The organism is Comamonas sp. AG1104, assembly GCF_003350425.1.
GTDB lineage: Bacteria > Pseudomonadota > Gammaproteobacteria > Burkholderiales > Burkholderiaceae_C > Comamonas > Comamonas testosteroni.
The window spans coordinates 1-25,729 of the sequence record NZ_QQAS01000017.1; the positions used below are offsets into that span (position 1 = coordinate 1).

At 59.9% G+C, this 25,729-nt stretch carries 24 protein-coding genes, 1 tRNA gene and 1 pseudogene; 17 read left to right on the top strand and 9 right to left on the bottom strand.

What is annotated here, in order from left to right; genetic code table 11:
- From DFO48_RS24810 to DFO48_RS24820, 3 genes and pseudogenes are all read left to right on the top strand, one after another.
- Positions 1 to 183 (top strand): annotated as a pseudogene (locus DFO48_RS24810) (allantoinase); the annotation flags it as partial.
- Between the two features lie 7 nt (positions 184 to 190).
- The gene (uraD, locus tag DFO48_RS24815) at positions 191 to 1,966 is read left to right on the top strand and encodes a 2-oxo-4-hydroxy-4-carboxy-5-ureidoimidazoline decarboxylase (RefSeq protein WP_034348398.1); all 1,776 of its coding nucleotides are present in this window, start codon (positions 191 to 193) and stop codon (positions 1,964 to 1,966) included.
- Positions 1,963 to 3,249, top strand: coding sequence for a M20/M25/M40 family metallo-hydrolase (locus tag DFO48_RS24820; protein ID WP_114865083.1), 1,287 nt, complete (start codon positions 1,963 to 1,965; stop codon positions 3,247 to 3,249). The genes uraD and DFO48_RS24820 overlap by 4 nt, the downstream gene beginning before the upstream one ends.
- Before the next feature lie 84 nt (positions 3,250 to 3,333).
- Here the strand turns inward: DFO48_RS24820 and DFO48_RS24825 are convergent, their stop codons facing one another.
- Positions 3,334 to 4,308 (bottom strand): LysR family transcriptional regulator, encoded by a 975-nt coding sequence (locus DFO48_RS24825; protein WP_114865084.1) that lies wholly within the window; start codon positions 4,306 to 4,308, stop codon positions 3,334 to 3,336.
- 127 nt (positions 4,309 to 4,435) lie between these two features.
- On the opposite strand from DFO48_RS24825, the gene DFO48_RS24830 reads away from it, so the two are divergent.
- From DFO48_RS24830 to DFO48_RS24845, 4 genes are all read left to right on the top strand, one after another.
- A complete protein-coding gene (locus tag DFO48_RS24830) occupies positions 4,436 to 5,620 on the top strand; it encodes an MFS transporter (protein WP_114865085.1) in 1,185 nt (394 codons plus the stop codon).
- A 660-nt stretch (positions 5,621 to 6,280) separates the two neighbouring features.
- Positions 6,281 to 7,768 carry a nucleobase:cation symporter-2 family protein gene (locus tag DFO48_RS24835; protein ID WP_003063711.1) on the top strand — a complete coding sequence of 496 codons (1,488 nt, stop codon included), beginning with the start codon at positions 6,281 to 6,283 and terminating at the stop codon, positions 7,766 to 7,768.
- 170 nt (positions 7,769 to 7,938) lie between these two features.
- Entirely contained in the window at positions 7,939 to 10,236 is a 2,298-nt protein-coding gene (locus DFO48_RS24840; RefSeq protein ID WP_003074720.1) for an NADP-dependent malic enzyme, read from the top strand.
- A 272-nt stretch (positions 10,237 to 10,508) separates the two neighbouring features.
- Positions 10,509 to 10,598, top strand: a tRNA-Ser gene (locus DFO48_RS24845).
- Here the strand turns inward: DFO48_RS24845 and DFO48_RS24850 are convergent.
- Positions 10,584 to 10,892, bottom strand: a complete 309-nt coding sequence (locus DFO48_RS24850; RefSeq protein WP_114865086.1) for a hypothetical protein — start codon at positions 10,890 to 10,892, stop codon at positions 10,584 to 10,586. The genes DFO48_RS24845 and DFO48_RS24850 overlap by 15 nt on opposite strands.
- Before the next feature lie 82 nt (positions 10,893 to 10,974).
- On the opposite strand from DFO48_RS24850, the gene DFO48_RS24855 reads away from it, so the two are divergent.
- From DFO48_RS24855 to DFO48_RS24905, 10 genes are all read left to right on the top strand, one after another.
- A complete protein-coding gene (locus tag DFO48_RS24855) occupies positions 10,975 to 11,238 on the top strand; it encodes a hypothetical protein (RefSeq protein WP_114865087.1) in 264 nt (87 codons plus the stop codon).
- Entirely contained in the window at positions 11,235 to 11,432 is a 198-nt protein-coding gene (locus DFO48_RS24860; protein WP_114865088.1) for a hypothetical protein, read from the top strand. The genes DFO48_RS24855 and DFO48_RS24860 overlap by 4 nt, the downstream gene beginning before the upstream one ends.
- Positions 11,433 to 11,536: 104 nt before the next feature.
- Entirely contained in the window at positions 11,537 to 11,884 is a 348-nt protein-coding gene (locus DFO48_RS24865; RefSeq protein ID WP_147282775.1) for a hypothetical protein, read from the top strand.
- A gap of 202 nt (positions 11,885 to 12,086) precedes the next feature.
- Positions 12,087 to 12,287: a hypothetical protein gene (locus DFO48_RS24875; RefSeq protein WP_114865091.1), complete on the top strand. Its 201-nt coding sequence runs from the start codon at positions 12,087 to 12,089 to the stop codon at positions 12,285 to 12,287.
- Positions 12,280 to 12,528: a major capsid protein gene (locus tag DFO48_RS24880; RefSeq protein ID WP_114865092.1), complete on the top strand. Its 249-nt coding sequence runs from the start codon at positions 12,280 to 12,282 to the stop codon at positions 12,526 to 12,528. The genes DFO48_RS24875 and DFO48_RS24880 overlap by 8 nt, the downstream gene beginning before the upstream one ends.
- A 134-nt stretch (positions 12,529 to 12,662) precedes the next feature.
- On the top strand, positions 12,663 to 14,084 hold the full coding sequence (locus DFO48_RS25235; protein WP_147282776.1) for a hypothetical protein: 1,422 nt from the start codon (positions 12,663 to 12,665) through the stop codon (positions 14,082 to 14,084).
- 2 nt (positions 14,085 to 14,086) lie between these two features.
- Positions 14,087 to 14,389 (top strand): DUF2523 domain-containing protein, encoded by a 303-nt coding sequence (locus tag DFO48_RS24890; RefSeq protein ID WP_114865094.1) that lies wholly within the window; start codon positions 14,087 to 14,089, stop codon positions 14,387 to 14,389.
- 9 nt (positions 14,390 to 14,398) lie between these two features.
- Entirely contained in the window at positions 14,399 to 15,580 is a 1,182-nt protein-coding gene (locus DFO48_RS24895) for a zonular occludens toxin domain-containing protein (protein ID WP_114865095.1), read from the top strand.
- Positions 15,581 to 16,423: 843 nt separating this feature from the next.
- Positions 16,424 to 17,308: a hypothetical protein gene (locus DFO48_RS24900; RefSeq protein WP_147282777.1), complete on the top strand. Its 885-nt coding sequence runs from the start codon at positions 16,424 to 16,426 to the stop codon at positions 17,306 to 17,308.
- Between the two features lie 96 nt (positions 17,309 to 17,404).
- Positions 17,405 to 18,001, top strand: coding sequence for a recombinase family protein (locus tag DFO48_RS24905; RefSeq protein ID WP_233506524.1), 597 nt, complete (start codon positions 17,405 to 17,407; stop codon positions 17,999 to 18,001).
- 456 nt (positions 18,002 to 18,457) lie between these two features.
- On the opposite strand, the gene DFO48_RS25930 is transcribed toward DFO48_RS24905, so the two are convergent.
- From DFO48_RS25930 to DFO48_RS24945, 7 genes are all read right to left on the bottom strand, one after another.
- On the bottom strand, positions 18,458 to 18,700 hold the full coding sequence (locus DFO48_RS25930; RefSeq protein ID WP_080554117.1) for a transcriptional repressor: 243 nt from the start codon (positions 18,698 to 18,700) through the stop codon (positions 18,458 to 18,460).
- Between the two features lie 14 nt (positions 18,701 to 18,714).
- Entirely contained in the window at positions 18,715 to 20,103 is a 1,389-nt protein-coding gene (locus DFO48_RS24920; protein ID WP_114865097.1) for an efflux transporter outer membrane subunit, read from the bottom strand.
- A gap of 2 nt (positions 20,104 to 20,105) precedes the next feature.
- Positions 20,106 to 22,064, bottom strand: a complete 1,959-nt coding sequence (locus tag DFO48_RS24925; protein ID WP_003074689.1) for an ABC transporter permease — start codon at positions 22,062 to 22,064, stop codon at positions 20,106 to 20,108.
- Between the two features lie 5 nt (positions 22,065 to 22,069).
- On the bottom strand, positions 22,070 to 23,251 hold the full coding sequence (locus DFO48_RS24930) for an efflux RND transporter periplasmic adaptor subunit (protein ID WP_114865098.1): 1,182 nt from the start codon (positions 23,249 to 23,251) through the stop codon (positions 22,070 to 22,072).
- A 109-nt stretch (positions 23,252 to 23,360) separates the two neighbouring features.
- The gene (locus DFO48_RS24935) at positions 23,361 to 23,702 is read right to left on the bottom strand and encodes a DUF3325 domain-containing protein (RefSeq protein ID WP_114865099.1); all 342 of its coding nucleotides are present in this window, start codon (positions 23,700 to 23,702) and stop codon (positions 23,361 to 23,363) included.
- Positions 23,699 to 25,435 (bottom strand): PepSY domain-containing protein, encoded by a 1,737-nt coding sequence (locus DFO48_RS24940; protein ID WP_114865100.1) that lies wholly within the window; start codon positions 25,433 to 25,435, stop codon positions 23,699 to 23,701. The genes DFO48_RS24935 and DFO48_RS24940 overlap by 4 nt, the downstream gene beginning before the upstream one ends.
- The gene (locus DFO48_RS24945; RefSeq protein ID WP_003074680.1) at positions 25,435 to 25,728 is read right to left on the bottom strand and encodes a hypothetical protein; all 294 of its coding nucleotides are present in this window, start codon (positions 25,726 to 25,728) and stop codon (positions 25,435 to 25,437) included. Before DFO48_RS24945 ends, DFO48_RS24940 begins: the two co-directional genes overlap by 1 nt.
- Position 25,729: the final 1 nt, after the last annotated feature.

Here is a 25,729-nt window from a genome sequence, read left to right on the forward strand (position 1 = left end):
AGCGGCGACAACGCCCCCAAGATGATGAGCATCGGCATGCACTGCCGACTGCTGGGCCGTCCCGGCCGGATTACAGCGCTGCAGCGCTTCCTCGACCACATCCAGAAGCACGACAACGTGTGGGTGTGCCGCCGTATTGATTTGGCTCGTCACTGGGCCGAGCGTTTCCCTTGCAAGGATTGATTGCGACATGGCTTTGACCCTGGAACAACTGAATGCCGCCGATGCGGCAACCGCCACCGACTTGCTCGATGGCCTGTACGAGCACTCGCCCTGGATTGCCGCCAAGGCACTGGAGCAGCGTCCCTTCAAGTCCATGGCGCATATCAAGCACGCCATGGCCAAGGTGCTGGCCGAGTCCAGCGAGCAGGCCCAGCTCGATCTGATCCGCGCTCACCCGGAGTTGGCCGGCAAGCAGATGGAGACCAACACGCTCACCGCCGAGTCGACGAATGAGCAGAAGAAGGCTGGCCTGACCAACTGCACGCCCGAAGAGCTGGAGCACATCCGCAAGCTCAACGCCGAATACGGCAAGCGCTTCGGCTTCCCCTTCATCCTGGCCGTGCGCGGCGCGCGCGGTCTGGGTCTGAGCAAGGCCGAGATCATTGCGACCTTCGAGCGTCGCATGTTCAACCATCCGGCCTACGAACAGGCCGAGGCACTGCGCAACATCCACCGCATCGCCGAGATCCGTCTGAACGACAAGTTCGGCTACGAACCCGTCGAAGGCAACGAAGTCTGGGACTGGCAGGAACGCCTGTCCACCAACAGCGACCCCGGCTACGCCGAAAAAGGCCAGCTGACGGTGACTTACCTGACCGACGCCCACCGTGCCTGCGCCCAGCGCATCAGCCACTGGATGCGCGAGATCGGCTTCGACGAGGTCGAGATCGACGCCGTGGGCAATGTGGTGGGCCGCTACAAGGCGGCCACCGAAGGCGCCAAGACCCTGTTGACCGGCAGCCACTACGACACCGTGCGCAACGGCGGCAAGTACGACGGCCGCCTGGGCATCTTTGTGCCCATGGCCTGCGTCAAGCAACTGGCCCAGCAAGGTAAGCGTCTGCCCTTCAACATCGAAGTGGTGGGTTTCTCGGAAGAGGAAGGCCAGCGCTACAAGGCCACCTTCCTGGGCTCAGGCGCCCTGGTGGGCGACTTCAAGCAGGAATGGCTGGAGCAAAAGGACGCCGACGGCATCACGCTGCGCGAAGCCATGCTGCATGCCGGCCTGTGCATCGACGACATTCCCAAGCTGGAGCGCGACCCCGCCAAGTACCTGGGCTTTGTGGAAGTGCACATCGAGCAGGGCCCCGTGCTCAACGAGCTGGACATTCCCCTGGGCATCGTCACCTCCATCAACGGCAGCGCTCGTTACACGTGCGAATTCATCGGCATGGCCAGCCACGCCGGCACCACGCCCATGGACCGCCGCCGCGATGCCGCAGCCGGCGTTGCCGAGCTGTCGCTGTACATCGAAAAGCGCGCCGGCCAGGACGGCGACAGCGTGGCCACCATCGGCCAGCTGAACGTGCCCTCGGGCTCGGTCAACGTGGTGCCCGGCCGCTGCCAGTTCTCGCTGGATCTGCGCGCTCCCACCAACGAGCAGCGCGACGCCATGATCAACGACATCATGGCCGAGATGGCTGCGATCGCCGAACGCCGCGGCCTGCGCTACAGCACCGATCTGTCCATGAAGGCAGCGGCTGCACCCAGCGCTCCCGAATGGCAGAAACGCTGGGAAAACGCTGTCGATGCACTGGGCGTGCCCCTGTTCCGCATGCCCAGCGGCGCCGGTCACGACGCCATGAAGCTGCACGAAATCATGCCCCAGGCCATGTTGTTCGTGCGCGGCATGAACGCCGGTATCAGCCACAACCCGCTGGAAGCCTCTACCTCCGACGACATGCAACTGTCCGTGGATGCCTTCACTCACCTCCTCCACCAACTGGCTCAAGAACAGCAATGACCAATATGAATCAAGACAAGCAAGCCACCTACGCCGCCATCGATGCATGGATTGACGAGCACTTCGACGAAGAAGTGAAGTTTCTGCAGGCCATGGTGCAAGTGCCCACGGACACGCCTCCCGGCAACAATGCCCCCCACGCCGAACGTACTGCCGAGCTGATCAAGGGCTTTGGCTTCGACGCCGAAAAGCACGTCGTGCCCGAAGCCGACGTCAAGGCCTACGGCATGGAATCCATCACCAACCTGATCGTGCGCCGCCAGTACGGTGCGCAGGGTGACGGTGGCCGCACCATCGCCCTGAACGCCCACGGCGACGTGGTGCCTCCGGGCGAAGGCTGGACCAAGGACCCCTACGGCGCCGAGATCGAAGACGGCAAGCTGTATGGCCGCGCCGCTGCCGTGAGCAAGAGCGACTTCGCCTCGTTCACCTTTGCCGTGCGTGCTCTGGAAGCCGTGGCCAAGCCAGCCAAGGGCGCGGTGGAGCTGCACTACACCTACGACGAAGAGTTCGGCGGCATCATGGGCCCCGGCTGGCTGCTGGAAAAGGGCCTGACCAAGCCCGACCTGATGATCGCAGCGGGCTTCAGCTACGAAGTTGTTACCGCTCACAACGGCTGCCTGCAGATGGAAATCACCGTGCAGGGCAAGATGGCTCACGCCGCCGTGCCCCACACCGGCGTGGACGCGCTGCAAGCCACTGCGGTACTGCTCACGGCTCTGTACGCCGAGAACGTGAAGTACAAGCAAGTCACGTCCAAGGTGCCCGGCATCAAGCACCCCTACCTGAACATCGGCCGTATCGACGGCGGCACCAACACCAATGTGGTGCCCGGCAAGGTCATGCTCAAGATCGACCGCCGCATGATTCCTGAAGAGAATCCCGTGGAAGTCGAAGCCAGCATCCGCGCTGTCATCGCCAAGGCCATCGCCGACTTCAACACCCAGGGCGGCTACACCGGTGAAGACGCTGTGCGCGTGGACATCAAGCGCCTGCTGCTGGCCAATGCCATGACGCCCCTGGACGGCAACAAGCCTCTGGTCGACGCCATCCAGGCCCACGGCGAAGCCGTCTTCGGCGAGAAGCCTCCCGCAGTGGGCACGCCTCTGTACACCGACGTGCGCCTGTACGTCGAGCGCGGCATCCCCGGCGTGATCTACGGCGCCGGCCCCCGCACCGTGCTGGAATCGCACGCCAAGCGCTCCGACGAGCGCCTGGTGCTGGAAGATCTGCGCCGCGCCACCAAGGTGGTGGCCCGCTCGCTGGTGGACCTGACTGCCTGAGCACCAAACACCGTTTGAACGCCTAGCCTTCTCCAGACTGGATGGAGGTTTTTCAAGGAGCCTGGATTCGTCCGGGCTCTTTTTTTATGTGCGCGACACCAGCAAGCCGACGGGCATTTGCTCGGCATGACTGAGGTCCACATGGCTGGCCAGAAAATCCAGCACCGCTCGCGTCCTCACCGGCAACTGGCCGGGCTTGCCCACATACACGGCATGGATGGGCTGCAGATCTCCGGGATTGAAATCCTCGAGCAACGCCTGCAGCCTGCCCGCATGCAAGTCGTCCCAGGCGTGATAGAGCGACAGCCGCGCCAGGCCCGCCCCGGCCTTGGCCAGATTGGCCATGGCTTCGCCATCGTTGACGCGCAGCACCTCGCCCATGCTCACCGTCACCGCCTTGCCCGCCACCACAAACGGCCAGTGCGGTATGGCCCGCGGATAGTTCCAGCCGATGCGCACATGACCTGCCAGCTCATCGGGATGCTGCGGCCTGCCAAAGCGCTGCAGATAGTCGGGCGAGGCCACGATCACCTGGCGCGTGTGACCCAGCTTGCGCGCCACCATGTCCGAAGACGGCAGCTCTCCCCAGCGCAAGGCGATATCGGCGCGGGCCGCAATCAGGTCCACGACATGATCGGTAAAGCTGAGGTCCAGCTGCAGTCCCGGCCAGGTCTGCATGAGCGGGCCGACCAGTGGCACCAGCAAGCGGTTGCCCGTGGACGAGCTGGCATTGATGCGCACCACGCCGGTGGGCTGGCCCTGCCGGGTGACCGAGGACTCCAGCGCCAGCCAGTCCGCCAGCAGCTGCCGCCCCTGCTCCAGCAATTGCTCTCCCTCGGCCGTCAGCTCCAGCCGCCGGGTGCTGCGGCGCAGCAGCTGCACGCCCAGCCGGGTCTCGAGCCGGGCCACGATCTTGCTGACCGCCGAGGGCGAGACCTCGCGCAGGCGCGCCGCAGCCGAGAAGCTGCCCTGCTGGGCCACCTGCACAAAGGTCTGCAGCTCCACAAAGCGGTCCGCGCTGTGCTCCTGCAGCGAAGGCATAGCCATGGATTTCTTCATGAATCACATCATAAAGATACGATTTATTCCCCACAGGAACAAATGCATGTCCGCATCAAGGGCTAGCGCGCCTTCTGCCGCAGGTTCACAGTTCAGCCCTTCGCGGAATTTTCACAAGGACGTTTTCATGCCTGCAGCATTGCTTGCGCTGGCCGCCGGTGCCTTCGGCATCGGCACCACGGAATTCATCATCATGGGCTTGCTGACCCAGGTCAGCCAGGATCTTCATATCTCCATCCCCACGGCGGGCACGCTGATCTCGGGCTATGCCTTGGGCGTCGCCGTGGGCGCTCCCGTTCTCACGCTGGCCTCGCGCCGCTGGCCGCGCAAGCTGCTGCTGCTGAGCCTGATGCTGCTGTTCATCGCCGGCAATGCCGCCGCCGCTCTGGCACCCAGCTATGGCTGGCTGCTGGCGGCACGCGTGCTGACCTCGCTGACCCACGGCACCTTCTTCGGCGTGGGTGCAGTCGTCGCCACGCAACTGGTGGCGCCCGAGAAGAAAGCATCGGCCATTGCACTGATGTTTTCCGGCCTGACCCTGGCCACGCTGCTGGGCGTGCCCTTCGGCACCTGGATCGGCCAGCACTGGGGCTGGCGCATGGCCTTTGCCAGCGTCAGCGGCATCGGCGTGATCGCACTGCTGATCCTGCTGCGCCATGTGCCACGCGAACTGAGCATGCCCAGCCCTCGGGGCCTGACACAGGAGCTGGCCGTGCTGCGCAATGGCGCCATGTGGCGCGGCCTGCTGTTGACGGTGATCGGCTTTGCCGGCGTCTTCACCCTCTATACCTATATAGAGCCGTTGCTGACCCAGATCACGGGAATGGACAACCGCATGATTGCGTTCACCCTGCTGCTGTTCGGGGCGGGCCTGGCCCTGGGCAACCATGCGGGTGGCAAGCTGGCCGACCGCTTTGGAGTGCAGCGCGCACTGTGGGCGTCGCTGGCCGCCCTGATGCTGGTGCTGATCGCGGGCCGCTGGATGTTTGCGAGCACGCCGCTGGCGATTGCCTTTGTGTTGCTGCTGGGCATTGCCGCCTTTGCCACCGTCGCGCCGCTGCAGATGGGCGTGCTGCAATCGGCGGGCGAGGCCGGCATGAATCTGGCATCCAGCCTCAATATCGCGGCCTTCAATCTGGGCAATGCCCTGGGTGCCTGGCTGGGCGGAGCCGTGATTGCACAGGGCCTGGACTTGACTTCGCTGGCCTGGGCGGCCGCCATACCGGCAGCAGCGGCGCTGCTCATGGCCAGCTTCGCACCACGTCAGACCAGTCCAGTTCAGACTTCGGCCATGGCGGCGGGCATGCACTGAAGCTCAGACGCGGCATCAAGGCGGCACAAGGCGGCAGCCTGCCCTGCAGCTGCGCAGACGAATCCCACTCCCAAGGCGACCTCAAGGTCGCCTTTTTTGCTTGTGCAGCAGCTCGGCATGGTTTTTGCACCAATTCAGATCCATGACAAGGCATGAACCCCTTGCAGGCCCCCATGCACGCTTTTGCACAGCGGTGCACCAATTTCGGGCTTGACACCCTTTTTTGCACCTTCTTCAACGCTAATGCATGCAACCGGCCTCAAGGCGGCAATCCACTTTCTTTCACTAGATGTTTCAAGACCCGAAACCTGCGCACGCATAACCGCAGTCAGATTCCTTGCGATTGCATATCGCGCAATTTTTGCTATGAAAAACAAAGCAACTATCGCTTGATGCAAAAAGGTTTCAATATGTTTTATCCTGAAAATTAGAAAAACAAAGGGTCATTAGCTACATATCTGATAGCAATCAGTAATTACCTTAGATGGTTATGCGCGAAAAACATAATCATTGACATCCCATCCAGAAACTGAAATTTGAGCAGGGTTTACCGCTAGATGCTGCGCGTTATGAGCTGTATACACTTTTTGTATGGATTGCATGCCATTCGCGAATCGCATGCCAACCTGAAGCCAATATAGAGTGAGGAGACATGTTTTTATGACATCCCAAGTGCATCCCGTGGATGAGGTTCTGCCATTTGGCAAGCTCACCGCCCTAGGTCTGCAGCACGTTCTGGTCATGTATGCCGGCGCTGTTGCCGTGCCGCTGATCGTGGGCCGTGCCCTGAACCTGCCCCCTGAGCAGGTCGCGCACCTGATCTCTGCCGACCTGTTCGTCTGCGGCCTGGTCACCCTGATCCAGGCCATGGGCGCAACCCAGTGGTTCGGCATCAAGCTGCCCGTGATGATGGGCGTGACCTTTGCCAGCGTGGCCCCCATGGTGTCCATGGCGCAGAGCACCGGCGGCAATGCCGGCGCAGGCCTGATCTTTGGCTCGGTGATCGGCGCGGGGGTAATCTCCATCCTCATTGCGCCGCTCATCAGCCGCATGCTGCGCTTCTTCCCCCCGGTCGTGACCGGCACCATCATCGCCGTCATCGGCATCAGCCTGATGCGTGTAGGCATCAACTGGATCTTCGGCAACCCCGTGGGCCCGACCGCTCCTTCCGTGCCCAACCCCGAGCACCTTAAGTGGCTGGCCGAGGCCCAGGCCATGGCCGGCGCTCCCGGCTCCTCGCTGCCAGCCATCCCCAAGGGTTTCTCTGTGCTGCCCACCATGCCCAACCCCAAGTACGCCGATCTGCAAGGCGCTGCGGTCTCCGGCATCGTGCTGCTGTCCATCTTGCTGATCGCTCGCTTTGCCAAGGGCTTCCTGGCCAATATCTCGGTGCTGATGGGCATCTTGATCGGCGGCGTGATCTCCGTGGCCATGGGTCTGATGAACTTCGAGAAGGTCGCCAAGGCCGAGTGGTTCACCCTGGTGCTGCCCTTCCAGATCGCCATGCCCGTCTTCGACCCCATCCTGATCCTCACCATGAGTCTGGTGATGGTGGTGGTGATGATCGAGTCCACCGGCATGTTCCTGGCCCTGGGCGACATGGCCAAGCGCGACATCACACAGGATGAGCTGACCCGCGGTCTGCGCACCGACGGTCTGGGCACCCTGATCGGCGGCATCTTCAACACCTTCCCCTACACCAGCTTCTCGCAGAACGTGGGTCTGGTGGCCGTGACCGGCGTGCTCAGCCGCTGGGTCTGCGTGGCCGGTGGCGTGATCCTCATCGTTCTGGGCGTACTGCCCAAGATGGGCGCGCTGATCGAATCCCTGCCCACCGTGGTTCTGGGCGGCGCCGGCCTGGTGATGTTCGGCATGGTGGCCTCCACCGGCATCCGTATCCTGGCCAACGTGGATTTCCGCAACAACAAGAACAACGCCATGATCGTGGCAGTGTCCATCGGCGTGGGAATGATTCCCCTGGTTGCCCCTAATTTCCGTCAGTGGATGCCCCATTCCATCCATCCACTGATTGAATCCGGTATCCTGCTGTCCTCGATTACCGCCGTGGCATTGAATCTTTTCTTTAACGGAGCCGCCAAAGACAACAGCGCTGCCATCAACGCAGCACGTGAGGCTGACGCTCACTAAACGCCAGTCCTGAAGCGAACGCTGGCTTACCGGCCAGCCCAAGCCCCCTGCCGCCCCACAGTGCGCCAGGGGGTTTGTTGTCGATACAGTTGAAGCAAAACAGACCTGACTCAAAATGCTTCTTGCCATCCGGTAAGCTCCGAGAAGCAACTTGCTGATAAATATTTCGTATGACACAAAACCTGTCCTCCGCCGAACAAGCCCTGCGCGATGCGGCCCGCGAATACCACCGCAGCCCCGTCAAAGGCAAGATTTCCGTCACCCCTACCAAGCCCCTGTCCAACCAGCGTGACCTGTCCCTGGCCTACTCGCCAGGCGTGGCCTATCCCTGCCTGGACATCGAGGCAGACCCCTCAACTGCGGCCGAATACACCTCGCGCGGCAACCTGGTCGGCGTGATCACCAACGGCACTGCGGTGCTGGGTCTGGGCGATATCGGCCCGCTGGCTTCCAAGCCAGTGATGGAAGGCAAGGGTTGCCTGTTCAAGAAGTTTGCCGGCGTGGACGTGTTCGACATCGAACTGGCCGAGCGCGATCCCGACAAGCTCATCGACATCATTGCCTCGATGGAGCCCACCCTGGGCGGCATCAACCTGGAAGACATCAAGGCTCCCGAGTGCTTCTACATCGAGCAGGAGCTGTCCAAGCGCATGAACATTCCGGTGTTCCATGACGACCAGCACGGCACGGCCATCATCTCCAGCGCCGCTTTGCTCAATGGCCTGGAACTGGTGGGCAAGGACATCGGTGCCGTCAAGGTGGCCGTCTCCGGCGCCGGCGCGGCAGCCATTGCCTGCGTCGACGTGATGGTGGGCCTGGGCATCAAGCGCTCCAATGTCTTCATGGTGGACTCCAAGGGCGTGATCTATGAAGGCCGCCCCGGTGGTCTGGATGCCTCCAAGCAGCGCTACGCGCAGAACACCGAAGCACGTACCCTGGCCGACGTGGTCGACGGCGCCGACGTGTTCCTGGGCTGCTCCGCTCCCGGCGTGCTGACTGCCGACATGGTCAAGACCATGGCCGACAAGCCCATCATCCTGGCCCTGGCCAACCCCGAACCCGAAATCCGCCCCGAACTGGCCAAGGCCATCCGCCCGGACTGCATCGTGGCCACCGGCCGCTCCGACTATCCCAACCAGGTCAACAACGTCCTGTGCTTCCCCTACATCTTCCGTGGCGCGCTGGACTGCGGCGCCACCAAGATCACCGAAGCCATGAAGCTGGCCTGCGTGCGTGAAATCGCCGCCCTGGCCAAGCAGGACGTCAGCGACGAGGTCGCCGCCGCCTACCAGGGCAAGGAGCTGACCTTCGGCCCCGACTACCTGATCCCCACGCCCTTCGATACGCGCCTGATTCTGCGCATCGCTCCCGCCGTGGCCCAGGCTGCCGCCGAGTCCGGTGTCGCCACCCGCCCCATCGAGGACATCGCCGCCTACCGCGAAAGCCTGACCCGCTTCGTCTACCAGACCAGCATGTTCATGCGCCCCGTGTTTGCAGCCGCCAAGGCCAATCTGCAACGCGTGGCCTATGCCGAAGGTGAAGACGAGCGCGTGCTGCGTGCCGTACAGGTTGCCGTGGACGACGGCCTGGCCAAGCCCATCCTGATTGGTCGCCCTGCCGTCATCGAAGCCCGCATTGCCAAGGCCGGCCTGCGCATGCAGCTGGGCAAGGACGTGGAAATCTGCAATCCCGAAGATGACCCCCGCTTCCGCCAGTACTGGGAGACCTATCACAAGCTGATGGGCCGCAACGGCGTCACCCCCGAAGCCGCCAAGGCCGCCGTGCGCCGCTCCAACACCCTGATCGCCGCCCTGATGGTGCACCTGGGTGATGCCGATGCCATGCTGTGCGGTCTGGTGGGTCGCTTCGACAGCCACCTAGCCCATCTGGAAGATGTGCTGGGCCTGAAGAAGGGCGCCAACGAGTTCGCCACCGTGAACGCCGTCATGCTGGAATCCGGCACGCTGTTCGTGGCCGATACCTACATCAACGACGCTCCCAGCGCCGAAGAACTGGCAGAGATCGCCAAGATGGCTGCCGACGAAGTGGCCCGCTTCGGCCTGCCACCCAAGGTGGCCTTCCTCTCGCACAGCAACTACGGCTCGTCCACACGCGGCTCGGCCCGCAAGATGCGCGCTGCACGCGACCTGTTCGCCGCCGCCAACCCCGGCATCGAATGCGATGGCGAAATGCACGGCGATGCGGCCCTGGACGCCAACGTGCGCAGCCACTCCCTGCTGGAGTCCTCGCTGACCGGCGCGGCCAACGTGCTGATCTGCCCCAACCTCGACGCCGCGAACATCCTGTTCAACGTGCTCAAGACCACAGGCGGCCATGGCACCACCATCGGCCCCATCCTGATGGGCTGCTCGGCTTCCGCCCACGTGCTGACCCCCTCCTCCACCGTGCGCCGCGTGGTCAACATGACCGCTCTGGCAGCAGCTCAGGCCATCGCTCTGCGCAGCTGATCAAACGGCACCTCTCGGGCATCCCGCCCGAGGCAGCAACAAAACGCCCTCAGGGGCGTTTTGTTTTGTGACATGCCTTGTCTTGAACTTTGAACCCTTCGTTCATTCACAATGGACTGTAACGCGCGCAGTAAACGATCATGGCAGACGCCATGATGCAAAGTGAGCGCCAGTCGAGATACAACAAGCGCCATGCGCTATGGTTTCATAGACAAAGCAAAATGCGCGCAATGCCGAACGGCGCACAATCCTTGTGTAGAATCCTGCCATCCGGAGGTTTGGGTGAGTGGTTTAAACCAGCAGTCTTGAAAACTGCCGAAGGAGTGATCCTTCCGTGAGTTCGAATCTCACAGCCTCCGCCAGTCGTTAGGAAAAGCTGCAAGCATGGCCTTCAAGCCGTCTGCGGCTTTTTTTTCGTCCTCGTTTTCGGAGTCATCAAGGTCTTCGAGCATCGCGGACACGAATGCATGCGCAGGGTCTTCGCCAAGTACAGCGCGAAGCTTCCCTCTCACTCTCCAATTCACATGACGCTTGCCTTGCTTCATCTGCGTGATGTGGCTCTTTGGCATCCCTATGAGTTCGGCTAGTCGCGTCTGACTGCCTGCTGCTTCAGCGGCTTTCTCGATCAGCAGACTGATTTCTTCATCTGTTGCCATTTTGATAAATTCCTTGTAACATCCAGTTATCAAATTGATAAATTGATCAATTTGGTAATCGATTCTCTCATGGAGCTACCACATGTCTAAACCCGAATTACGTCCTCCTGCTGGCCACGAAAGCGCTGATGTGCGCGTGGTAGCTCCCGTCAACGCTGGTCAGCAGGGGGACACCCGCGATAAGCGCTTCTGGATCGCTGTTTCCCTCTTTCTTGGATTGCCCGCATTTCTGGCTGCCAATGCCTACATCTATCAGCTGTCTGAGGGTTGGTATTTCGCTGGGCTGGCTTTTCTCGGCTGGTGGTCTGTTTGCTGGATTGCTGCTGGTGTTGCGGAGAAGGTATGACTGATTTCCGCACCTTCCTCCACACGATGGTTCGCATGCGCATCTTCTGGATTTGCATGCTTCTGAACGTGGTCTTGTTTATCCGCGAGGTTGTCTTGCCTCGTTTAGTCGCGGATTCCCCCTTTGCCGTTGTTGAGGACTGGGGCGACTTCTGGGGCTTCTTCTTCGTTCACTTCCTGCCCTCTCTCTTATGACAACCCTCCGCGCTGCCTCGCGTGCGGGGTAGCTCAGAGCGCTGTTGCGCCATTTGCCCGATCTGCCCGGGATACCTATTGGCAGTCACCTAGAGAGGTTTTCCATGTCCGTTGCTGAAGCTACATCCCTGCCCGCGTTTATCAAGGTTCTGATTGTTCAAGAGGTGCGTAAAGGCACTGGTAAGACTGGCAAGCCATACGAAATGCAAGAAATCGATTGCATGACGCTGGATGAAAACGGCGTGGAAATGCAAGTGGGCGTGATGCAAGTGCCTTCCCCTCTGCTGGGCAAGATTCAACGCGGTGTCTATGCCCCGGTTTACGGCATGCGCGTGGATTTCGCCTCTCGCGGCATCAAGCCCGCAATTGTTGACCTCACGCCTGTTTCCGGTGCGCCCACTCCTGGCCGTGTCGTCAAGGCCGCTGAGGCTCCTGCTGCTGCTAAGGCCTGACCATGGAATTCCTCACCGAAGAGCACTTGAGGTATGCCGCCATCTCCATCGCCAAGATCGCATTCGTGTCTGGCCTTGCTGGTGCCTTGGTCGTCCACTTCATCTTGGCTTCTGTTCACGCTGTGGCTGACCGCCTTGCTACTCGCACTGTTCGCTCCATGCGAATTCGCGCTGCTCGTCAGCGTGCCCTAAAGGCCTCCTGATGGCCGATCAAGTCATCCAGTGCCCCTCTGCTTGCACCGTCACCGTGGTGCATGAGGTCAATGTGCCCATCCTCAATTTGTCGCTTGAGGAAGCCTCCGCACTGATGACGCCGATCACTCTGGTTTTCTGCGTTGCATGGGGGTTCCGGGCCCTGCTGCGCTTTATCAACTCCCCGGACGAAAGGTCTACTGATGACTAAGAAACTGCTCTCCAAACTGGCGAACAAGGCGCGTGGACATGGCGCCAAGCTCGCAGCCGGTGGTGTCACATTGATGCTGGCTGCACAAAACGCGATGGCTCAGACAGCTCCTGCTGCTCCTGACGTCAGCGCTGGTGAAGGCTTCTTGATGAGCCTGTTGACGCCCATCGGCATCCTGGGTTCGGCCTACCTGATCGTGACCATCGCTATCCGCGGCTGGAAGATCATGCGCTCGGTCTAACCGTCCCCCACTGTGTCAACAAGGGTGCTACTGCACCCTTGCATGTGCGTCGCGACGATTCGGAGAACGGCGGGGCGCACATGCAAGGGAGGTCACATGGGACTGCTTTGCTTGATTGTCTACATGGGGGCGTTATGGCTCATTTGCTCCGCCTAATTGCTCTCGCATTCCTGGCATTTCTGGCATTCACTGCTAGCGTTGCTTCTGCGGCTCTTACGCCCACCTATCAGAAGTTTGGTTCGTCATCTGGTGGCCCGTTCTACTCCACGCCATTGGCGGCTTGCCAAGCAGTTTTTTCGAACGTACTCGGGTCTTATCACCAAGGTGGCGGCGTCTATCCCTGTGAGTCTCAGTACGGTACGTTGGGCGTGGTCTATGGCTTTGACCTTGGCTGTCCCGCTAACTCCGCTGCCTCTGGCGGCTCCTGCATCTGCAATTCTGGCTACGTTGAGTCAGGCAATGCCTGTGTAAAAAAGAAAAGTGAGGTCTGTGGCCCACTGGCTGGCATGTCCATTGGCATCAGCTCCATGGAGTCTGATTTCGGGCCTCAGTCTGCAAAGTGGGCTGCTAGCAAAATTGGGCAGTCCGGCAATGCTTGTATGACCGGCTGCCAGACCTCAGGGACCATCTCCTCATGCGTTACTGGCACTGGCAAGAGTAGCTCGACCGTTTGCTTTTTGTCGAACCCTACGTTTACCGGTGATGCCTGCACTGACCCCGCAACTGGTGGCAGTGGTGGTGAAGGCACTGAAGGCGGTAAAGACAAGCCGCAAGACTGCCCTGTGGGATATGAGCCGTCCAAGTACGCTCCTGGCGTCTGCATACCGAAAGAAAACAATTGCCCCTCAGGCTCCAGTCCTTCCAAGTACGTTGAGGGCATCTGCATCCCTGATGAAAAAGGCGATGACGGATCTTGCGAGGATCCAAAAGACCCGACGAAGCGCGCTGAGTGTGAGGGCAAGGGCAATCAGTGCCCCTCGGGTCAAGTCCAGTCCACAACTCAGACGAATACCTGTGTTCCTGCCAAAGATGGTGCCGACAAGGGCAAGGACGGCTCAAAGGTCGAGTGCAAGGACGGCAAGTGCACCGTCACTAAGCCCGATGGCTCCAAAGAAGACAAGGGGCAGGATGAAGTCTGCAAAGAGCAGCCTGCCCTAGCCATGTGCAAAGAGAGCAAGGGCCAGTTCTCCGGCTCCTGCTCGGCTAGTTTCCGCTGCGATGGCGATGTGCTCCAGTGCGCTGCTTTGCAAGAGCAGCACAAGCGCAATTGCACTATGTTCGATATCGAAAACGATATGTCGCGGCTCTTTGATGTGGATGCCAAAAAGCCTCAAGAAAACGTGCTGACCGCCAATGGCACGGAGATTGACCTCAAGGGCCATATCACCGTGGATTCCATCATCGGTAACGGTCAGTGCCCTGCTGATGTCCCGATTCAAGTGTTCGGCAAAACCGTTGTCTTCAAGCTCAGTGAGTTCTGCCGCTACTTCAATGCCATGGGCATGCTGCTTTTCTTGAGCACCTGTGCCACCTGCCTACGCATTCTGGGGAGTTAAAAATGCCTGTCTTCTTTGGTTCTCTCTGGGGTGCTTTTCTCAGCATCATCGGCACGATTGTTGGTCGTGTGGCTGTCGCCCTGGGCATCGGTTTGATCTCCTATATTGGCTTCGGCACCGTCATTGAAGAGATATCCAGCTATGGCAAGGAAGCCCTGATAAGCCTGCCTGATGACCTCAAAAGAATCTTGGGCCTTCTGCGCATTGGTGAGTCCTTCTCGCTGCTGACTGGCACGGTCACCGTCAAGCTGATTGCCAATGGCATGAAGAATGGCACCATCAAGCGCATTGGCTACAACAAATAGGGGGTAGCCATGCTCTACTTGACCACAGGCGGCATGGGTGCCGGTAAGACCCTCTTTACCCTGCTTTGGGTGCGCACTCTTCAACTGGCTACAGGTCGCCCTGTCTGCATCCATCTTTGGACAGACCCGGAAGATCAGCAGGTTAAGCCTCGCATCACGTTGAAGGCTGAGGGCCTCAAGTTTGGCTGGAAAGCCATTGAGTTTGAGAAGTGGCAGGATGAACCTGATGGCACGATTTTCATCATTGATGAATGCCATGAGGTCATGCCTACCCGTGGTGCTACTGCCAGCGCTCCGCAACCTCATATCCAGCAGTTGGCAGCCCATCGCCATCGTGGTTTTGATTTCTATCTGATCACTCAGCATCCAAAAAACATGGATAGCTTTGTGCGTCGGTTGATTGCTGACCCAGGTTGGCATCGTCACGTTAAGCGTCGCAACGGCGCTGAGGTTGTGTCTCTTCTTGAGTGGCCTAACGTCAATGAGAAATGTGAGGGCCTTACCTCAGGTAAGACCGCTACGGTCAGCCTGCAGCGTTACCCCAAAGAGGTTTACGACTGGTACGTGTCGGCCAGCATTCACACTGCCAAGTTCCGCTTTCCAAAGCAGCTCTATTTCATCATCGCGGCTGTGATTCTTGTGCCCGTGCTTATCGGTGGCGCTATCTACTATCTCAAGACTGTTCGAGGTGCTGGCAACGTGCCAGGCGCGAAGTCCTCTAGCTTGATGCCAAGCATGAACCTTGGCCCCCAGCAGCCTACTCAGGGCCAGTCCAACGAAAAGCGCCCCAAGACTACGGCTGAGTACGTTGACCAGTTCATGCCCCGGGTGCAAGGTCTGGCGTACACCGCTCCGCGCTATGACGAGCTCACGAACCCCATGCGCGCTCCATACCCTGCTGCCTGCATGCACAGCAAAAAGCGCGATGAATGCAAGTGCTTCACGCAAGATGCCACCCCGCTGGATGTGCCCCAAAAGCTCTGCCTGCAGATTGTCAAAGACGGCATCTTCTTGGACTGGAAAGACCCGGCCGCAAACCGCTCGCAGGCCATGTTTGATGAACCCACTGCGGCCCCTGCAGTGGTGCATACACCTTCCCCGCCAGTTGCTCGGCCTACTGAACAGCCCACGGGCTATGCAGAGCGCCTTGCCGCCCGCAATGCCGCTGTTAGCTCCGTGTTCGGGCAGTAGCCATGGCCCGTCGCAAATTCCCGTTCCGTCGATCTGTTGGCCTCACTACTTCGGTTGCTGAGCGTGTCAAACGGCTCTCCATTGTTGAAGACCGCTCGTTCGAGCATACCCTCCGGCTGCTCATAGTCGAGGCGCTGCGATCGCGTGAATCACGCTGGCCAGACGCTTCTTCTGGCCCGGCAAACCAGGGTTTTGTTGGGTCAGAAGAACATGGGCAATAGCTGCGCCATGGTGCTGCCAGATCAGGCACAAGCGGGCACTTCGGTTTCCTGCTCAAGACAACGTCTTGGGCGGGAAATTGAAGTGGCAGCCCTTCGGCACCGTCACCTCTCGGATCAGGCACAAGTGGGGAACTCGGTTTCCTGCTCAAGACAACGTCTTGGGCAGGAAATTGAGATGACCGCCCCCCGGCACAGCCCCCCGCCAGCTCAAGCATGCAGCGGTTTCTCTCTTCTCCAGTCAGAACAAGGTTCTGGCTGGAGAAGAGAGAAAAGAGCGCCACAAAAAGAGACCCCTGAGGATGTTTGCATGCCCACCCCAAAAAACAAAAAAGCAAAGCCGCTCAAGCAAGAAAACCCTGCTCTGAGGATTCGTGAAACCGCACAGCGGTTTTGCGAATCGTCGGAGCCACCGCCGGTAGGGCCCCAGCCCTCGCCACAAGCATGCGTTGGCTACCGGGCGCTGTCTCTCCCCAGCGGCGCGCAATGCCAGCAGGGCTGGCGGCGCAGCCGCCTAGATTTATCCCTCTGACACATCAGCACATCACCACGGCTAGAAAAGAAAAAGGGCCTCAACCCTCTCACCGGTTGAAGCCCTTGGATGCCACAAGCGTTAGGAGCGCTCATGACAGTTCGAATTATTGGCGACACCATTTATGAACGCAAGAGCGTTCCCAACTGCTTCAAGGTCAAAACCACTGATTTAGGTAACGGACACGTGGAATCCGTGGTCTCTCAGGCATGGGAGCTGGTCGAACTGGATACCTCCCGCATGCCCGACGATGTGCTGCGCAACCTCAAAGAGCACATCCTTGAAAAACGAGATGACCCAGACCGGATTAAAGAGCGTGAAGAGATCAACCGCGATAGAGCTGCCAGAAGGGCCAAGACGCGCGTCAGACAGCTCTGCAAGGCCGCCAATGCCGATACCCTTATGACTCTCACATATCGCGCTGATCAGCCTGATTTAGACCTCTGCAAGAAGCATCTCAAAGAGTTCGTCCGTAGAGTGCGGCGCGTCCTGCCTGATTTCGTTGCCATCGCAGCCTTTGAGACGCAAGCAAGAGGCACATGGCATGTGCACATGGCCTGCCGGCGCGTTGCTACTGTCCTGGCCAACAATCAAGGCGTGCGCATCAAAAGCTTTGATCTGTTGCGGGCCATCTGGCGCTCGGTTACTAAAGAGCTCGGGGGCAATGTGGACGTAGCACGGCGCAAGAGCACCTCTCAGCGCTCTCCAGCGCGCATTGCCAGCTACATCAGCAAATACATCACCAAGGCCTTTGAAGAGGGCGCGAAATTCTCTAACCGGTGGACAAAGTTTGGCGATGTCACCATCCCGCCATCTGTCCAGCTCGGCTACGTTGAGAGCATGCGTGAGGCTATTGAACTCGTTTATGACTTGGTGGCCCCTGGTGCTGCCGTGGTCACTTCTTATCTGTCCCATTTCAAGGACGTTTTCTTTCTGGTCACAGAAAGCCGGTCAGGCATACCGAAGCCATGCAAGTGATTGTGATGAAACTACAGTTTCGCGCTCTTGCTATGAAAAGACTAGCTACATACCTCATTGGCGCTTACGTTTGCGCATGGCCTGAGAGACTTCTCCTTGTTCAAAAGAGGAGAAAAAACCGTGTTGATTGGATATGCTCGTGTAAGCACTCAAGAGCAGGATACTTCTGTCCAGATTGCAGCTATGCAGGCTGCAGGCGTTCAAAAAATCTTTGAGGAAAAGGCTAGTGGCGCTAAGTTTGATAGGCCGGTTTTGCGTGAGTGTTTGTCATCCCTAAAGACGGGGGATCACTTTGTTTTCTACAAGCTGGATCGGGTTGCCCGATCGCTATCTGACCTGCTCAAGATCCTTGATCGTGTTGAGCGTGCTGGGGCGTGTATCCGGTCGCTCACTGAGCCAATTGATACCACTACTCCCACTGGTCGCTTGATGCTTCAAATTCTCGGTGCTATGGCTGAATTTGAGCGCTCTTTGATCCGGGAAAGGTGCATGGCTGGTCAAAAGGAAGCCATGGCGCGCGGTGTGCACTGTGGTCGTGCGCTGTCTGTCGATGCAGTAACTGCCGTTGCGATTGTCGATGCTTATGCCACTGGTCTATACACCCTGAAGGGTGTAGCTCAACGCTTTGGGGTATCGGACTCTGTTGTAAAGCGCCTGGTCTACAAAAAGACGAAGCCTGATTACCGCTCTTGAAGTCCATCGAAGTCTGTCCTTTTGGTACAGCCTCCGCCAGTCGTTAGGAAAAGCTGCAAGCATGGCCTTCAAGCCTTCTGCGGCTTTTTTTTCGTCCTCATTCTCAGACCCTTCGAGGTCTTCGAGCATCGCGCTTGTGAATGCATGCGCAGGGTCTTCGCCCAGTACGGCGCGCAGCTTGCCCCTCACCCTCCAATTCACATGCCGTTTGCCCTGCTTCATCTGCGTGATGTTGCTTTTGGGCATGCCTAGCAGCTCTGCAAGCTTTCCGGACGATGCGATCCTTGTCGTCCAGCTTCCACAGGGGGTGCCGCCGGCAAAATTCACAGGGCGAACATCCGAGATGAAATCGCCTTGAAGAAAGGAAATCAGAAGCCTTTTCTTTCTGCATGAATCTTTTGACTGCAGGATGAATGCGAATGCCGCCCCCGGACTGAAGCATTCTTGCGAACTCACTCAGTTCAAAAGCAGATAGCCAGACTCACGCCCCTGTCTGCCGTTGTGATGCACAACACCCAACCTGCTTAGCTGTGCCACTACCTGCATGACGGTTCCCACACTGACAGGAGTCCCCCGAAGGTATAGCTGCCGATATATCTCATCCCTGCTGAGAGCGTGGGGAGCAGAACTCAGCAGGACTTGAAGCACGCCAATTCTGGCGACGGTCGGTCGCAGTCCTGCTGCCCTCAACCGTTGCATTACGCTCAGGCCCCTCAACTCTCGGGCCCTTCCGGCAATCGCCTCCAGCCTCCTCCCAAGGCCCTGTAAAGCGCGATGCTTGCCTGAAGGCGCTCCTGTCGTATTTGAACTGCCAGGTCTCGGCTCTGATAGGCCACACGCTGCACATCCAGCAAGGTCTGCAAGTTGTCCGCCCCGGCCCTATATCGGCTTTCCGCCAGTGATAGAGCCCTCTGGGCCTGAGCCACTTCCTGCGCCTGAACCACCGCCTGTCTTTCCGCGCCGTCAACCGCATTCAATGCAGTTTGAACATCATTGAAGGCTTGCAGAATGGCCTTGCGGTAGCCGATCACAAGCTCCTGCTTTTGCGCTGCAGCCAGGTCCCGGTTCGAAGCAAGTCGCCCTGCATCAAAGATCGGAGCCAAAACTCCCGCAGCCAGAGAAGACAGGGGATTCTCCAACAGCCTGCTGAACCTTTCGCTCTCGGAGCTCAGGCCCGCAGTCAGCGTCACGCGCGGCAGCATTGCTGCTCTGGCAACGGCAAGATTCGCATCCGCCGCGAGCAGTTGAGCCTCCGCTTTCGCCACATCCGGCCTGCGTGTTATCAGATCCGCGGGCGTACCCTGGTGAACGCCTGGAATCGCCAGATTCGAAAGACTGGTCTCGCTCACAAGATCCATAGTCCATTGCCCCGACAGCAGTGCCAGCACAGCGTGTGCATCTGCAATCTGTTTTCGGAGCAAAGCCACAACACGCTGCTGTGCTGCAACCTGGCCACGCTGCTGAGCCAGTTCCACGGAGGTCGCTGCCCCATAACGGGCTCTGGACTCGACCAGCTTCAGGAGCCGCTCGGAAATCTCCAGGTTGAGCTGGGCAATCGCGGCGCGCTCGCGCAAGCCCACACACTGGAGCCAGGCCTGGGCGACTGAGGCAGTGACCGTCAGTCTCACGGTCTCGCGGTCAAACACGCTGGCCTGCCTGTTGGACTCTGCGGCGTCTCTCAAAGCACGCTGACGCCCCCAGAAGTCCAGCTCGTAGCTACTCGACAGACCCACTCGCCAAGTGCTGGCGTCTCTTTCCGTATGACTGTCCATCGCTGCAGATCTTGTGGCCCCGAAATCTGCGTTCAAATCCGGTACCAGGGCCGCACGTGCATAAGTTGCCCGGGCATCCGCCTGCTGCACTCTCGCGACGGCAGCCGCCACATCCAGACTTTGAGTCCGGGCTTGCTCAACCAGTGCGCTGAGCTCCGGGCTGCCAAAACTGTGCCACCAACTGGCGCTGACTTGTTCGTTTTCCGCCCCCTGCTCCTGCGCCCAGGCATGAGGAATATCGAGAGACATTCCCCGGGTCTCGTTACTGGATTGCGTTGTCGCGCATCCAGCCAGAGCAAGAGCCGCCAGCACTGCGTTCCATTTGTACATGCCTACTCTCCCGCCAATGCTCGCACGGGCTCCAGACGCGCCGCCGTCCTGGCAGGCATGAAGCCAAAAACCAGGCCGGTGAGCACCGCACAGGCAAATGCACCCAACATGGCTTTCACCGAAAAAATCACAGGTACGCCCGAGACAAGAAGCGTCATCCCGATGCCCAGTCCCGCAAGCAGACCGACGCCCCCACCCACAATGGTCACCATGCTGGCTTCCGTCAGGAACTGGCGCAGGATGTCACGCTGGCGAGCCCCCACTGCCATGCGAATGCCGATCTCCCTGGTCCGCTCGCGCACCGTCATCAGCATCACGTTCATGACTCCGATACCACCGACCACCAGTGAAACTGCCGCAATCAGCCCCAACATCACGGCCATGCTCTGGCGAGTTGCTGCTTCGGCCTGAATACGAGCTGCTGCATTGCCGATGCCGAAGTCTTCCCGCCCCCCGTGCCTCGCCAGCAGAAGGCTGCGGATCGATTCTTCGGCTTCATGGACCAGCTCCGAGGAGCTGGCCTCCACGACCACGTAATCGGGCTGTGTCTGCGCTTGATAGACTCTCGCGCGCCCCGACTGATAGGGAATGAAGACCATGTCGTCATAGTCCTGGGCGCCGGAGTCAGCCCCACGCTCGCTCATGACGCCGATGACTTCGAACGCCGAGTTCCCGATGATCAGCTGCAGCCCCAATGGATTGGCCACCTCCGGGAAAAAATGCTGGTGCGCCTTGTGCCCTATCACCACCAGTGGAGCCAGATCTCGGTCCTCCACATCCGTGAAGTAGCGCCCCTGGGCCACCCTCCAGTGGTGGACCAGCGGCATCTCCTCGCTGGCTGCAAACACATAGATCTGCTTGTCGGCCTTGCCATAGCGCACCGTGACAGGGTCTCCGATGACGGGCATGACTCTGCGTATCGCCGGCAACTCCCGCATGGCGGCCAGATCGTCTTCGGTGATCTGGCCCGCTGGTCCACCGCTGGCCGGTGGTTTGCTGCCCATATAGAGAATGGCTGTTCCCATGGTGCCCATCTGCTCGACCACTTTGCGCCGTGCGCCTTCACCGATGGCCAGCATGACGATCACCGAGGCCACACCGATCACGATGCCCAGCAAGGTCAGACTGGTGCGTACCCGGTTCATGCGCATGCCGCGCCAGGCACTGCGTGCAGCCTCGGAAATCTCAGCCACCCAGGATATTGCCGACGTTGCGGTGTTGCGCTGCGGGGTCAGCGGAGGCACCTCTGCTCGGCTCTGAATACCATCGGGAGCGCTGTCATTGACGACGCGTCCATCGCTGATTTCGATGACACGCCTTGCCTGAGCCGCAACGTCGCGATCATGCGTGATCACAATGATGGTGTGTCCCGCATCGGCCAGCTCGCGCAGCAAAGCCATCACCTCGGCGCCACTATGCGAGTCAAGAGCCCCAGTCGGCTCATCGGCCAGGATGATGTGGCCGCCGTTCATCAACGCCCGCGCAATGGACACGCGCTGCTGCTGACCGCCCGAGAGCTGATTGGGACGATTGCCCAGGCGCGACCCCAGCCCCAGACGCTCGAGCAGGAGCTGGGCTCTTTGCACCCGCTGCTCCTTGGCCAAGCCTGCATAAATCGCAGGCATCTGCACATTCTCCGAGGCACTTTCACTGGGAATCAGGTGATAGCCCTGAAACACGAAACCGAAGGCTTCGCGACGCAGCCAGGCCAGGGCATCCGAGTCCAGCGTGGATACATCCTTACCTTGAAACCGATAGCAACCTTCGCTCGGTTTATCAAGGCAACCCAGGATATTCATCAAGGTGGACTTGCCCGAACCGGAGCTGCCGACGACGGCCACATACTCACCCGCGCGAATATCCAGATCAATGCCGTGCAACACGGTCACCGACGGCTGCTCGCCCACTCCGCCATAGTGCTTGCGAATGCCACGCAGCGAAATCAGCGGAACCTGCTCCATCGCACTCACCATTGCAGCCACCGCAGACCGCCAGGAATCAGGGTCTCGCCGACGATGACCCGCTCGCCTTCGGCCACACCGTCGAGCACCTGCACCTGATGGCGACTTCGTACTCCGAGCTTCACGTTTCGCTGCTCAGGCTGCCGTTTGGCTGTCAGCACCCGAACGCTCTGCGATTGCTGATCTTTCTCTGACTGAAGAGCTGTCAATGGAACCGTCAAGGCCTGCTGCGCACTGCCGGTCACAAAGACCACCTGCGCCGTCATTTGTGGCAGCAGTTCCGCGTCCTGGTTATCCACGTCGAACAATGCCGTATAGGTCACGGCCTTGGTGGCCGCCGCAGGCGCAGCCGCATTACCCGCTGCGGGGGCGACGCTGGCCGGCGGCGCAGGCAGCACCTGCCTCACCCGGCTGCTCCACCGACGCGCCTGTTCCTGACCTGCACTGCCCAGCGTCGTGAAATACACGGACATTTCCGCTCTCACGCGCCGCACATCGGCCTCCGATACATCCGTCCAGACCGTCATGGCAGTCAGATCTGCGATACGCAAAATATTGGGCGTCTGATAGGTCGCATTCAGGGTCTGCCCTTCACGCGCATCGACGGACACCACCGTACCGGACATCGGTGCGTAGATGCGGGTATAGCCCAGACGCGCCTCATCGGCCTTGAGGCTGGCCTGCGTTTGCTGCATCTGTGCCTTGAGATGGTCGATGCGTGCGGCAGCTCCGGCCACCTGGGCCTCGGCAATCTGCACATCTTCCTGCCTGGTCGCCTCTTCGGCGGCCAGCTGCTGTTGTCGCTTCAATTGCTGGCCGGCCAGTTTCAGCTGTGCCTGCTGCTCTGCAATCTGGGCGCGCAGGCTCGCCAGCGATGCTCTGCCCGCATCCACGGTGGCGCGCTGCACGCTGGGGTCGATCTCCACCAGCAATGCCCCTTTCTCGACCCTGGTTCCTGGACTGACCAGCAAACGGGTGATCTGACCCGAGACCTGCGCCCCTACATCCACATAGGTTCTGGGCTGCAAGGTGCCGATGGCAGTGACGGTGGACTCCACATCGCCGCGCTGAACCGCAACACTCTGGTACTCGACCCTGGGCCGACTCCCCCACCACAGGGCAATACCTCCAGCACAGACCAGCAGCAGCCCGAGGCTACCCCAGCGTTTGATTTGTCCCACCGTCATGAACGTTGCACTTTCCAGAAAACAATTCGCAGTCGCTGCTGAAACTCATGGCCACGGCATGAATTGGAGCGATTGAAGATCAGAAGCCTTGCGGGCTTCAAGGGATCCGTCACCAGAGGCAGCTGACGCCCCCTAGCAGCGCCGTCATGGCGGCCGCCACCGCCAGGTGTCGAGCCGACCAGGAAAGCCCCGCGACCGTCGCGAGAGCACCCAGACTCCAGAAGCCCAGCACGAGCACGCTGCCAACCGTTGCACTCCACCCACGCATGGCAGGCAGGCAGACGGCCAGCAAAAGCAATGCTCCCAGCACACGCAGCGCCATGCGATGCGCTGCCGGCACCTCGTCCAGAGATGTCAATTGCGCGTAATGGCGGTCCATGGCAAAAGCCAGAGCCGTCATGCCTCCCATCGAAAGAGCAAAGGCCTGCAACGATGACTGCCACAAGGTCATGACAGGCTCCCTTGCTTGGCGGCACTTGCGTCCGCAGCCGCAGGCAGGTCTTTCGACAATTCACGAGCCGACAATTCACGAGCCATTTGCTTTCGCACGGGCTTCAGGCCCGATGCCTTGCGCATCCAGGCCCAGGCGCCGGCCGCCGCCACTCCGACAGCAAGGGCGAAAAGCTCAACCCCCGCGCTCTCCCAGTCACCATCGAGAAGGTATGCAGCAAGTTGCTCTCCAGTCGTCACAAGATTCAGCAAGGGCAACAGAAGACAAAGCACAGCCAGCGCTGCCATCTGATCGCGCCAAGCCAGTGGCGGCGACCTCAGCAGCGCATGTATGAGAGCCAGAATCCACAGCGCAAAGAAGACCACCAGCTCCCATCTGGAGCGTTGCGAGATTTCGACAGGCAGCAAACGATTGGCCCACAAAAATCCCACGCAGGCGATGCCCAGTCCCACGATGGCCGCCACATTCGCGGCTTCAATCATCCCGTAGACCGTGGATGTGCTGGAGCCAAACTCCCCCTGATGTTTGCCCCGCCGTTTGACCATAAAGAGAATCGCCCCAGTGGCCATCATGGCGCTTCCGGCCAGCCCGCAAATGAAGTACAGCCACTTCAGCGGCAGCCCGCCATAAGTCGCCATATGCAACCCGCCGATCACCGATTGCGTGAGTGATGCCACACCGCCATCCACACCTCCAGGCAAGCGCAACTGCTGCAACTCTCCAGTGGCGGCCGAGAACATGGCCATACCGCTGCTGGGGCTGAGACGCTTGCTCAGATCGTCGGCTTCATTCCATCCATAAATGCCAATGCGTGCAGCTGCATCGCCCGGGTAATCAATCACCACCGCTCGCACCGGTTGCCCGATCAAGGCCTGACCGCGCAGCACGAAGGACTCCAGATCCGGCACGGGCATGGACTGACCCGAACGCTGTGGCTTGCCAGGTTCATTCAGCGCCACCTGAAAAGACTTGACGGCTTCGGCACTGCTGCCGAAGTAGGCCGCAATGCCGGCAGGCATGAAGGTCGCGCAGGATATGGCGATGCCTGTATAGGCGATCATGAGCTGGAAGGGAAGCGTCAGCACCGCCACGGCGTTGTGCATGTCCAGCCAGCTTCTCTGTCCTTTGCGAGCGCGGAAGGTGAAGAAGTCCTTGAAGATTCGTCTATGGGTAATCACTCCGCTGACCAGTGCCACCAGCATGGCAAGCGCGGCGATGCCCACAATCCAGAGTCCGAGCTGTCCTGCATGCAGCTGGTAGTGGAAATCCACGAAATGATGGCCACCCAGTGTCTGGCGCACCTTGGGAACGTCAGCGGCATCCATGGCACTGCCGGACTTCGGATCCAGCTGGGCCGCCGCATACTGTCCCTCGTGATCGAACCAGTAGACGCGTAAATCCCCACCCCCTTTGGAGTCTGCGGGCCACAGCTCCCACATGTCTGCACCAGGGTGCTGCCGCTGCATATATGCCATGCCCCATTGCAGACGCTGGCTCAGGGAAGACTGCGCTTGCGGCACAGTGCCCTCCTGCCTGGCCTCGGCCTGTTCATGCGCGTGATGCTCGGGGGTCATCCAATGGGTGATGGGCTCCTCGAAGACGGCCAGGGTCCCCGTCAGAAAAACGGCATACAGCAGCCAGGAGAACCACAGGCCGCACCAGGTATGCAACCATGCCTGAGCCTGACGGAAGCTGCCTTTGCCTGCGCCCGATTCCTTCTTTGCCGGCTGCATCAGCGTCCCTTCAGGAAGATCAACGCCGCGGTGCCAAGGAGCATGCCGATCATCACGATGCCCAGCACGCCCCATATCCGCCGTGGCGATGCCGGAGAAAAAGCCCAAATCACGGCAGCCACGTACCAGAGCCAGCTGGACTGCATGCCCCCCAGAATGGTCTCCACACGAGATTGACTCATCGCACCACATAAAACCACCCAGGCACTGGAGACGGCATAACCGCCCAGCACTGCAGCAGCCAGACGCGATCCCAGTCCCCAGTCAGAGCGCAGCCCATCAGATTGCGACATT